Origin of the sequence: Robertmurraya siralis (assembly GCF_005502275.1) — a bacterium.
Lineage (GTDB): Bacteria > Bacillota > Bacilli > Bacillales > Cytobacillaceae > Robertmurraya > Robertmurraya siralis.
In genome coordinates this window covers 466,126-477,485 of sequence record NZ_SWLZ01000001.1, presented here as the reverse complement: position 1 = coordinate 477,485, position 11,360 = coordinate 466,126, and the positions used below count along the sequence as shown (strand labels likewise).

The 11,360-nt window shown below is 39.7% G+C and carries 13 protein-coding genes; 1 reads left to right on the top strand and 12 read right to left on the bottom strand.

The window, feature by feature from the left end; all coding sequences use genetic code 11:
* Positions 1 to 25 precede the first annotated feature (25 nt).
* The 9 genes from rnc to FCJ93_RS02210 all read right to left on the bottom strand — a co-directional run bounded on the left by rnc (position 26) and on the right by FCJ93_RS02210 (position 9,019).
* Complete coding sequence (gene rnc / locus FCJ93_RS02250) at positions 26 to 766, bottom strand: ribonuclease III (protein ID WP_137742823.1); 741 nt, start codon at positions 764 to 766, stop codon at positions 26 to 28.
* 172 nt (positions 767 to 938) lie between these two features.
* Positions 939 to 1,172, bottom strand: a complete 234-nt coding sequence (gene acpP / locus FCJ93_RS02245; protein ID WP_095307998.1) for an acyl carrier protein — start codon at positions 1,170 to 1,172, stop codon at positions 939 to 941.
* A 216-nt stretch (positions 1,173 to 1,388) separates the two neighbouring features.
* Positions 1,389 to 2,132 (bottom strand): 3-oxoacyl-[acyl-carrier-protein] reductase, encoded by a 744-nt coding sequence (gene fabG / locus FCJ93_RS02240; protein ID WP_137742822.1) that lies wholly within the window; start codon positions 2,130 to 2,132, stop codon positions 1,389 to 1,391.
* Positions 2,129 to 3,076, bottom strand: a complete 948-nt coding sequence (gene fabD, locus FCJ93_RS02235) for an ACP S-malonyltransferase (RefSeq protein WP_137742821.1) — start codon at positions 3,074 to 3,076, stop codon at positions 2,129 to 2,131. Before fabD ends, fabG begins: the two co-directional genes overlap by 4 nt.
* Before the next feature lie 21 nt (positions 3,077 to 3,097).
* Entirely contained in the window at positions 3,098 to 4,087 is a 990-nt protein-coding gene (plsX, locus tag FCJ93_RS02230; RefSeq protein WP_137742820.1) for a phosphate acyltransferase PlsX, read from the bottom strand.
* Positions 4,088 to 4,127: 40 nt separating this feature from the next.
* Positions 4,128 to 4,691, bottom strand: coding sequence for a transcription factor FapR (gene fapR, locus FCJ93_RS02225; RefSeq protein ID WP_095307990.1), 564 nt, complete (start codon positions 4,689 to 4,691; stop codon positions 4,128 to 4,130).
* Between the two features lie 117 nt (positions 4,692 to 4,808).
* Entirely contained in the window at positions 4,809 to 6,863 is a 2,055-nt protein-coding gene (gene recG, locus FCJ93_RS02220; protein WP_137742884.1) for an ATP-dependent DNA helicase RecG, read from the bottom strand.
* A gap of 104 nt (positions 6,864 to 6,967) precedes the next feature.
* The gene (locus tag FCJ93_RS02215) at positions 6,968 to 8,641 is read right to left on the bottom strand and encodes a DAK2 domain-containing protein (protein ID WP_137742819.1); all 1,674 of its coding nucleotides are present in this window, start codon (positions 8,639 to 8,641) and stop codon (positions 6,968 to 6,970) included.
* A 15-nt stretch (positions 8,642 to 8,656) separates the two neighbouring features.
* Complete coding sequence (locus FCJ93_RS02210) at positions 8,657 to 9,019, bottom strand: Asp23/Gls24 family envelope stress response protein (protein ID WP_095307984.1); 363 nt, start codon at positions 9,017 to 9,019, stop codon at positions 8,657 to 8,659.
* 447 nt (positions 9,020 to 9,466) lie between these two features.
* On the opposite strand from FCJ93_RS02210, the gene rpmB reads away from it, so the two are divergent.
* Positions 9,467 to 9,655: a 50S ribosomal protein L28 gene (gene rpmB / locus FCJ93_RS02205; protein WP_095307982.1), complete on the top strand. Its 189-nt coding sequence runs from the start codon at positions 9,467 to 9,469 to the stop codon at positions 9,653 to 9,655.
* Between the two features lie 189 nt (positions 9,656 to 9,844).
* Here the strand turns inward: rpmB and spoVM are convergent, their stop codons facing one another.
* From spoVM to rpe, 3 genes are all read right to left on the bottom strand, one after another.
* A complete protein-coding gene (spoVM, locus tag FCJ93_RS02200; protein WP_017551496.1) occupies positions 9,845 to 9,925 on the bottom strand; it encodes a stage V sporulation protein SpoVM in 81 nt (26 codons plus the stop codon).
* 81 nt (positions 9,926 to 10,006) lie between these two features.
* Complete coding sequence (locus FCJ93_RS02195; RefSeq protein ID WP_137742818.1) at positions 10,007 to 10,651, bottom strand: thiamine diphosphokinase; 645 nt, start codon at positions 10,649 to 10,651, stop codon at positions 10,007 to 10,009.
* Positions 10,652 to 10,713: 62 nt separating this feature from the next.
* Positions 10,714 to 11,358 carry a ribulose-phosphate 3-epimerase gene (rpe, locus tag FCJ93_RS02190; protein WP_137742817.1) on the bottom strand — a complete coding sequence of 215 codons (645 nt, stop codon included), beginning with the start codon at positions 11,356 to 11,358 and terminating at the stop codon, positions 10,714 to 10,716.
* Between the last annotated feature and the right edge of the window lie 2 nt (positions 11,359 to 11,360).

Sequence of the window (11,360 nt, the reverse complement as noted above, 5' to 3'; positions counted from 1 at the left end):
AAAATATCCTCTTGTAATCTTAATTCTACAGATGTGCTTTTAGTTTTTCGAGAGCCATTTGGGCCGCATGCTGCTCTGCTTCTTTTTTTGATCTACCTGTACCTACTCCTACTTCCTCCCCATTCAAAGACACCTGGGAAATGAACTCCCGATTATGAGCGGGTCCTTTTTCTTGCAAGACTTTGTATTCTATTAATCCAGATCCGTCTCTCTGTACATGCTCTTGCAATTGACTTTTAAAATCCATCACATGAGAAAAAGCACCAGCATCAATTTTCGGAAATACAACCTTCTCTAAAAATTGCACAACTGCATCAATTCCTTTATCCAAAAACAAAGCACCAATAAACGCTTCAAATACATCAGCTAACAATGCGGGTCTCGTTCTTCCTCCAGTCATCTCTTCCCCTTTGCCTAACAGCACATACTCGCCAAAGGTGAGCTCGTTAGCAAATGATACTAAAGAAGGCTCACAAACAACAGCTGCTCGCAGCTTTGTAAGCTCTCCTTCACTCATTGTTGGATACTTATTATAAAGAAATTGAGACACTGTTAATTCAAGAACTGCATCTCCTAAAAACTCCAGCCTTTCATTGTCATCATAAGGCTTTTTGCGATGCTCATTCACATATGATGAATGAGTAAAAGCTTGTATAAGTAATTTTACATTGGTAAAATGCACACCTATTTTATCTTGAAAGTCTTTAAACTGTCTATCCCTATTTCGTAATGTCCATTTGTCCTTATCTTTACCACTTTTACGCATCCTGCATCCACCTTGCTATATTTTTACATTCTAGATTCAAGTGTACTTTTATTTCCTTTAAAACGCAAAGAAATTCTTTAAATGCCTATCATCATGAAGGAGCTTTTTTAATCCAAAGCTCTTTCTATAGAAGAAAGCCCCGTTAAAAACGGAGCTTTTAAAAGACCTTGCATTATGAATTGGCTTGTATGTAATTAACTGCGTCACCAACTGTTTGGATTTTTTCAGCATCATCGTCAGAAATTTCCATATCAAACTCATCCTCTAATTCCATAACTAGTTCAACGACATCTAGTGAATCCGCACCAAGATCTTCTTTGAAAGTTGCTTCAAGTTTTACTTGAGATTCTTCCACACCAAGGCGGTCAACGATAATTTTTGTTACTCTTTCTAATACTTCTGCCATGCTTGTTCACCTCCCCTCAAGCCATTATAGATGATTTTATTTTAAATTAAAATCTCGTTTTCACTTTTTTAAGGATAAATCTTTATCTTGCATGGTTGCGAATGTCTCCACTTCCCCTTAAATGTTTCGGCTATTTCCCGCCTCTTAAAATTACATCACCAATGCAACTTTATATAATATAGCTTTCAAACATTTGGGTACTCCGTTGGTTTCGTTTTACATGATCATTCCGCCGTCAACATGTAAAGTTTGACCAGTCATGTAACGGCTCTCTTCTGAAGCTAAGAAAGCGACAACTTTTGCAATATCTTGCGGTTCACCGAGACGAGCAAGTGGAATTTGCTTTAGCATCTCTGCCTTCATCTCTTCATTTAATTGATCCGTCATATCTGTCGTAATGAAGCCTGGCGCAACTGCATTAACAGTAATTCCTCGTGATGCCAATTCCTTCGCAGTCGTTTTAGTTAGACCAATCACCCCTGCTTTGGCGGCAACATAATTCGCTTGTCCAGCATTTCCGCCTACGCCCACGATCGAGGAAATATTAATGATTCTCCCGCTTCTCTGCTTCATCATTTGACGAGTGACCGCTTTTGTACAAAGAAAGACACCTTTTAAATTTGTATCAATAACTGCATCCCAGTCTTCTTCCTTCATACGCATAAGCAGATTATCTCGAGTGATGCCAGCGTTGTTGACTAATATATCAATACTTCCAAATTGCTCTATTACTCGTTTCATCATATTAGAAACAGCATCTCCATCTGCAACATCTGCCTGGACAGCAAATGCTTCGCGTCCTAAAGATTTGATTTCATCCACGACGTCATTTGCCATCTTTTCACTACCAGCATAATTTACCGCTACATTGGCGCCTTGTCTTGCCAGTTCCAATGCTATTTCTCTTCCAATTCCCCTTGATGCACCTGTTACTAAGGCATTTTTCCCTTCAATCTTCATTGTACTCCCTCCTTCATTGCTTCATACACAGTCTTAAAGTTTTCTTCATCTGAAACAGCATAGGTTGCAACCGTACGATCGATTTTTCTCACTAATCCTGATAGAATCTTTCCAGGACCAATTTCAATAAAAGTATCAACACCAAGTCCGATCATTCTTTTCACTGTATCTTCCCATTGAACGGGGGAATATAATTGCTCAATCAATTTATTTTTGATTTCACTTGGCTCTACCATCTCCGTTGCCGATACATTTGCGATAACAGGTATGGTTGCTTTTTCAATTTTCACTTCATCGAGGACAGCCGCTAATTTAGCAGACGCTGGCTTCATTAAACTTGAATGAAACGGCCCACTGACCTCAAGAGGAAGAACTCTCTTGGCCCCAGCTTCTTTCGCTTTAATGGAAGCTAATTCGACCCCTCTGCGAGAGCCGGAAATCACGATCTGACCAGGACAATTTATGTTCGCCAATTGAACAGGATGTCCCCCAGTCGTGACCTCTGCCGTAACTTGCTCGAGTTCGTTGCGCTCTAACCCAAGTACCGCTGCCATTGTCCCTTCTCGATTAGGAACGGCTTCCTCCATAAATTCTCCTCTTCTTCGAACAGCATATACCCCATCTTCAAATGAAAACGCGCCAGCTGCAACAAGAGCTGTGTATTCACCCAAACTATGGCCGGCAACATAATCGGCTTTAATGTTAGCCTGCTTAAAATAATGTAAGATTGCAATGCTCGTCGTTAACAATGCTGGTTGGGCATAAGTTGTTAATGTCAGTTTTTCCTGCGGGCCTTCAAAAATGATGTCTGAAAGTGCAAAGCCTAATCTTTCATCCGCTTTTTGAAAAATAGCCTTCACAGATTTATCTTTTTGTGCAAGTGTTTGTCCCATTCCAACCGTCTGGGAACCTTGTCCTGGAAATATAAAAGCAATTTTCCCCATTAAAAATCTCCTTTCGGTAGATTAATTCGATTTTTCTTCGAGCGTTTCTTTAATTGTTTGAATCACTTCTTTTTGAACCATTTCACGGGTTTGACGCACTGCATTATAAAGTGAGTTTGCATCTGAAGAGCCATGTGCTTTAATGACAGGTGCCTTTAAACCAAATAATCCAGCACCACCATACTCAGAGTAATCCATTTTTGCCTTTAAAGCTCTTAAATTAGGCATTAAAACAGCAGCGGCAAGCTTCGATTTTAAATCACTTGAAAGAACGGTCTTCAACATATTAAATACTGACATCGCTGTTCCTTCGATCGTTTTCAATACCATATTGCCAGTAAATCCGTCCGTGACTACTACATCAGCAACACCATCTAATAAATCTCGAGCCTCGACGTTGCCAATGAAATGAAGGTTAGAGTTCTGCAACAGCTCAAATGCCTGCTTCGTCAGCTCATTGCCCTTTTTCTCTTCCGTTCCAATGTTTAAAAGTCCAACACGCGGATTTGCAACGCCTCTCACCTTGTCGCAATAGATCGAGCCCATTATTGCGTTTTGTAATAAGTACTCTGCTTTTGCGTCAACGTTCGCTCCGACGTCAAGTAATAAAAATCCTTCTCCGCCAATTGTTGGCAGGGTCGGGGAGAGGGCAGGCCGATCAATTCCTTCTATACGGCCAACAACAAATAATCCTGCCGCCATTAATGCGCCTGTATTCCCAGCCGAAATACAGCCATCAGCCTCTCCATCGGCGACAAGCTTCGCAGCAAGCACCATGGACGCGTTCTTTTTTCTTCTCACTGCACGAACAGGTTCATCCGTTCCTAAAATCACTTCTTCGGTATGTACAATCGAAATTCTTCCTTCATTTGAAAGATACTCCTTAATCTTCCTTTCATCACCAACTAAGATGATTTCCAAGTCAGAAAAGGCCTCAATGGCCTTCATTGCTCCAAGAACAATTTCCTTTGGGGCGTGATCTCCACCCATAGCATCAATGGCTAATTTCATTATGCCTCATTCCTTATATTCAGTTTAGTAAAACAATGATTTAGGCATGCGAGCGATACATTTCAAAATCACCTTTAAAAACAATCTCACTGTTTACATAACTTGTTACTTCAACGAGTGTGCGTCCAGTCTCTTCATCAATATTAAGCACCTTCGCTTTCGCGACCACTCTTTCACTTTCTTTTACTGAGCGGGTAAAACGAATATTCGCTTTAGCTGTTAAAGCGAGTTCATCATTGATCACAGCAACCGCCAGTGAATTAGCTTGAGCAAATAAATGGTGCCCTCTAGCAATTTGATTTCGTTTGAATACATGTTCTTTTTTTATATCTAAGATAGAAATCGCTGACTGATCTAAATCCATATCAATGATTTCCCCAATTACTTCATCAATTGGTAAAGAGCGAACCTCATCCTCAAATGTTCTTTCTGCAACATTTTTGATGCGCTCTCTAAGCTCAGGGATCGATAACTCTAACCGATCTAATCTGATCGTTTGCACACTTACGGAAAATTTATCTGCCAGTTCTTCATCTGTGATAAACGGATTTTCCTTGATTGTCTCTGTTAACAGCGCTTGCCGTTCTCTTTTATTTCTTCTCATTTATGACACCGTCCAAGATATTAAGACTAGGTACTAATAGTAGTATATGATTAAAAAATACAGATTGCAAGAAAGAATTCTTCCAGTAATCTATTCTAGCAATGCTACCAAAGCACTTTAGTCCAGCTTTTCACCTTTTAATACTTCTGATTTATGAAGATAATCTCGTAATGCAGCATAACTAGGAGAATGCCAAAATTCCTCTGATTGAATCATCATCGCCGCATCGTTTCTTGCTGTTTCTAATGTGCGGTAATCGTGGACCATATCTGCTAATTTAAACTCTGGCACACCGCTTTGCTTTTTTCCAAAAAAATCACCGGGACCTCTTAACTCCAGATCCTTTTCACTTAAGACAAAGCCATCGTTCGTCTCAGTCATAATTTGCATACGTTCTTTTCCAATCTCTGTTTTTGGATTGGCAAGCAATATACAATAAGATTGCTCACTCCCCCTGCCGACACGCCCGCGAAGCTGGTGCAGTTGCGCCAAACCGAAACGTTCTGCATCATAAATGACCATGAGCGTTGCATTCGGCACATTAACTCCGACTTCCACAACTGTTGTGGAAACAAGAACCTGAAGTTCATTTTGGCTGAAAGCCTTCATGACTGTATCTTTTTCATCAGCATTTAAGCGACCGTGCATTAATCCAATCTGATAACGGCCATCAAAGTAAGTCATAAGAGCAGCGTGAACATCTATCGCATTTTGAACATCAAGCTTTTCAGACTCTTCGATCAATGGACAAATAACGTAAGCCTGCCTACCCTTTGCTAACTCTTTTTCCATAAACGCCAATACTCGTTCAAGCATTTCATGTTTCGCCCAATAAGTTTCAATTGTTTTTCTTCCAACAGGCATTTCATCAATGACAGAAACATCCATTTCACCAAAGACAGTGATCGCAAGCGTTCTCGGAATTGGAGTAGCTGTCATAAAGAGCACATCGGGATTTTCGCCTTTTTCGCGCAGGATTTTCCTTTGCTCGACGCCAAAGCGATGTTGTTCATCAGTGATAACTAGACCAAGTTTATGAAAATGCACCTCATCTTGAATTAAAGCATGCGTGCCGATCAAAACATCAATTTCACCCAATTGCAGCCGTTCAAGGATTTCTTTTCTTTTCTTTCCTTTCACAGAACTTGTTAAAAGTTCACATTGAATATTAAATGCTTGCAGCAAGCCAATAAGCGATTCTGCATGCTGCTCTGCCAAAATCTCAGTCGGCACCATCAAAGCTCCTTGAAAACCAGCAGAAATACTAGCAAATAACGCAATCGCCGCGACGACTGTTTTTCCTGAACCAACATCACCTTGAAGGAGTCTGCTCATCCGATACGGGGACTTCATATCTGCTAAAATTTCGTTGACAACTCTTTTTTGGGCATTGGTCAACGGGAAAGGCAGCGAATGGAGAAAACCTTTGAGTTTTTTTAAATCATAGCTTTGCATGACACCTTGTGATTGTTCTCTCTCAAACTTTCGTAAAGCCTGCATTTTCAATTGAAAATACAGAAATTCCTCGTAAACAATCCTTCTTCTAGCCTGCTTTATGTCATCATCATCAGAAGGAAAATGAATCATTTTTATTGATTCTTTTCGGCTGGGAAGACGATATTTTGCGAGAAGGTGCTGAGGCAAAGTTTCATTGATTTTGTCACCGTACTGTTGAAAAGCTAATTGCAGAAAACGGCGTATTCCTTTAACAGTTATCGTTCCTTTTACATGATAAACAGGTGAGAGCATCTCTTTTTGATTTGAAGGTCCTAATTGCATTTCAGACGCTGTAATAGTGCGTCGATGCATATCCCATTTTCCTGTCACTTGAATCGTTTCGTTAAGGACTATTTTCTTCTTTAAATATGGCTGATTAAAAAAGATTACTTGGATTAAAAAATGGTCAACGAGCAATTTAACGGTCAGACGCGACTTCTTTCTACCATAATAAACGAGGGATGGTTCACTTTGCACCTTTCCTTCCAACGTTAATCTTTCTTCGTGCTTCACTTCGGTTAAATCCTTGAGACGGTAATCCTCATAACGAAAGGGATAATGCTCAAGCAAATCTTCAATTGAATATATGTTCATCTCAGCTAAGGCAACAGCAGTTTCGTCACCAATCCCTTTTATTGCAGTAATGGATTGTTTTAAACGATGAACCCCACTCATCATTGCACTCCTCCTTTACTTAAAGATAATCACAAAAGCATGACTAAATTAGCCATGCTTTTTGTAAGTATTTAGAAGGTTATTGAAGTAACATTGGCTCATATTTACTCAATGGAGAAAATAAATGCGTACAATGGTTGTTTTCCATCATGCACTTCAATTTCAACATCTTCAAATTGTTGCGAAACGAAATCTGTCACTGCTTCGACATCTTCGTCTGTTGCATCCTCACCTTTTAAAATGGTTAAGATTTCAGAATCTTCATCAAGCATATTTTTTAATAGTTCAATAGCTGCCTTCGCTCTGTCCTTATCCTTCAAGACGATTTTACCGTCGGCGATCCCCATGTAGTCATCTTTGGCAATTTCAATGCCATCGATATTCGTGTCACGAACAGCATAGGTGATTTGTCCAGTTTTCACATGTGCTAACGCCTCCGACATTCCGTCTTTATTAGCTTCAAGATCCGCTGTTGGATTAAAGGCAAGAAGCGCTGCTAAGCCCTGTGGAACTGTCTTTGATGGAACGACAATGACATCTTCCTCAGAAACCTCAGCTGCCTGCTCAGCAGCCATAATAATATTTTTATTATTAGGCAAAATGATAATTTTTTCCGCATGGATCTCTTTGATTGCCTTTACAATGTCCTCTGTACTAGGATTCATTGTTTGTCCGCCTTCAATTACAGCATGGGCACCAATACTTCTAAACAGCTCAGCTATCCCGCTGCCCATTGAAACCGTTACAATCCCGTACTCGAGCTTTTCCTTGTGTTTAGGCGGAGCCTCTGCCCTATGCTGCTCCCCAACGATATTGGTATGCTGTTCACGCATATTTTCAATTTTCATATTGATTAAGCTACCATATTTTTGACCGTAAGATAAAACATTTCCCGGTTGCTCCGAGTGAATATGTACTTTTACAACGTTTTCATCCGCTATTACTAAAAGTGAATCTCCATATTCACTTAAATCCTGACGAAAGTTTTCCTCAGAAAAAGGATTATGCGAAAGCTTTTCAGGTTCAAATTTCACCATGAACTCTGTACAGTATCCAAATTCTATATCTTCTGTATTCATATGACCCTGAACGCTCATATGGTGCTCAGCACTAACAAGCTCATCCATATTTGGTAGGTCAGATAGATTATCTGGCAATTGCTCCCCTTTTAAATTCGCCAAGAAACCTTCATAAACAAAAACAAGACCTTGACCGCCACTATCGACAACCCCAACTTCTTTTAGAACTGGAAGCAAATCTGGTGTTCTTTTTAAAGATGCTTTTGCTTCTTTAACGACCGCTTCCATAATCTTCACAATATCATCGCTTTTTTCTGCCGCTTCAACTGCCCGTTTTGCTGCATCCTTAGCGACGGTAAGAATGGTACCTTCAACAGGCTTCATTACTGCCTTGTAAGCTGTTTGCACCCCTGCTTCAAACGCTTGGGCAAACTCGGAAGCGTTTATTTCACTTTTTTGTTCAACATATTTTGAGAACCCACGAAATAATTGGGATAGAATAACCCCTGAGTTACCTCGAGCTCCCATTAGGAGACCTTTTGATAGAGCAAGACCAACACGCCCGATATGGTCCTGAACATTATTTCTAACTTCTTTCGCGCCAGAAGTCATCGATAAGTTCATATTCGTTCCAGTATCTCCATCTGGAACAGGAAAAACGTTTAATGCATCCACATATTTAGCATTTGTGGACAAGTGGTTCGCCCCTACGGCAACCATTTCTGCAAAACGTTTTCCGTCTAAAGTTTTCATAGACACTAAACTTCCTCCTCACTACGGGTTCGTAACACGAACGCCCTGAACAAATATATTTACCGATTCCACACTAAGTCCGACTGTCTTGTCCAATATATATCTTACTTTAGACTGAACATTGTGGGCTACCTCGGAAATTTTCGTTCCATAACTGACGATAATATACATGTCAATATGCACATCATCATTTTCTTGGCGCACGATGACACCACGTGTGAAATTATCCCTACGCAGTATATCCGTTAATCCATCTTTAATTTGATGTTTTGACGCCATTCCTACTATACCATAACAGTCAACTGCCGCTCCACCTGCAATTGTAGCAATCACATCGTTCGAGATATCAATTTGTCCGTAGCTCGTTTTCAATTCAATGGACACAGGTCTTCCCCCTTTGGAAATTAATCCGTATTGAATGCTTTTATGAATTCGAATCCGGTAAACTCATTCAACTGTTGATTTCAACATATTTCACTACTTCGTAAAACATGCACTTGCTTTTATGCAATTTAATTCAACTACAGTCATTTTACTATAATGATTTCAAATTTGAAAGTCTACAGAAAACTCTTCATAAAAAGGTCGAATGAATCAGCATCAACTTTCGGCCGCATATTTTATTATCAATTAGCTGTCAAGGTAATATTCTTGAAACTCTTTTATATCCCTATTGCATTCCGTATGTTTGTATGATAAATTATTAAAGTATCTTTTAATGGTCGAAAAATGTTTTGTAATTTTTCGCATTAAATTAAAAACGGCAAGATTCATTGCGCAGGATGTATAGGTTGAAATGATACGCCTTTCATAGTAAGGGGGGAAATAAATATGCCACGTAAATGTGTAATCACTGGTAAAAAAACAACTTCAGGTAATGCACGTTCTCACGCTATGAACGCTAACAAGCGTACATGGGGAGCAAACCTTCAAAAAGTTCGTATTCTTGTGAACGGTAAGCCTAAGCGTGTTTGGGTTTCTGCAAGAGCACTTAAATCAGGTAAAGTTGAACGTGTATAAGAAGAATGAGAGCATCCATGCAGATGCTCTTCAGTTTGTCGACAAAAGGGGTTCGGAATGTGTGACCATTCCGAACCCCTTTTGTCGACAAACTGAGACTATAGACAAACTTGCTTTCTCAAGTTTGTCTATAGTCTGACATCTCATTTTTATGAGGTGCGCATCATTTGCTTTTAAAGATGATCTACATTAGCCCTTTTTGAATGTTCCCAGCATGGCCCGGACAATACCACCAAGAAATTTCGGAAGTTTAATTGTATAAAATTTCATCATGTCCCTCCTTACCATCTCACGCATACAGCATTATTCCTAAGTAATGCATTACTATTATATTCTTACAAAAAAAATTAGTTAATCATTGCTTCTTATCACCAATAATATGCCCTTCGTAAAAGAAAAAGTACCATTATCATCAATAAGTTCATTACTTATACATAATGTAGAAGTTAACGGAATATGCCGATCATTTAGCGGATATTTAAATCCAGTGAGCGTGAGGCCAGACACTGCGCTTAAAAACGGAATAAAAGATATGTATTTTTTCTGCTCATCTTTTTCTATGCGATAACTTCCAGGTCCTTTAGCAAATATAATATTTTTCTTATCAATTATTTCTATAGCCGCATTCACATGATTTAGTAAAGGTCTTAACATTAATTGCACATTGCCTAAAAAATGATCAAGCCTTCCTCCCGTGCCGGCAAAAATACGAATTTTTTCTGCGCACTGCTCCAGTGCCCAATTAATAGCAAGTTCCATATCAGGCTCGTCCTTTTCCGCTCTAAACGTTTGGATATTTTTCACTTTTGAGCGGATCATGGTCCATTCTTCATCCGTTACTGAATCAAAATCGCCAAAAGCATAGGCCGGCTCAATTCCATGGCTTATGAGGCGCAATACACCTTTATCTACCCCAACCCAGATGGAATGATCGTTAAACTCTGCAAGATCAGGCAGATGCTCTTCTGGTCCACCTGCAACAATATTAATGTACATTTCTCCACCCCCTGCTTAATTATAAAAAACTACGAAAAAAGTCAGCTATGCTGCAGCTGACTTTATCCTCGTAACCCTTCAATTGCTTGCTTTCGGTCCGATTTATTATAGATCGCAGATCCTGCAACGAGTACATTCGCCCCCGCATCAATGCATAATTTTGCAGTCTCCTCATTTACCCCACCATCAACTTCTATTTCAGTTTCCAAACCTCTCGCTCTCACCAAGTCCCTTACTTCTTTGATTTTTGGCAAAACGGAATGGATGAACTTTTGACCGCCAAAGCCAGGGTTAACTGTCATTAACAGAACGATGTCCACATCGTCAATAATCGGTTTAATCGTTTCAATCGATGTGGCTGGATTTAAAACTACTCCGGCTTTGACACCGCAAGACTTGATGTTTTGAATGGTACGGTGAAGATGCCTTGATGCTTCTACATGAACCGTCAGAAAATCTGCTCCAGCTCTTGCAAACGCCTCTACATATTGGTCAGGGTTTTCAATCATTAAATGAACATCTAACGGAAGGCTAGTGACAGGTCTTATCGCTTCAACAATCAGAGGTCCAATTGTAATGTTAGGTACAAAATGACCATCCATAACATCAACATGGATATAGTCTGCCCCGCCATTTTCTACATCTTTAATCTCTTCTCCTAGTTTGGAAAAATCTGCGGATAAAATCGAAGGTGCAATTTTCACCATTG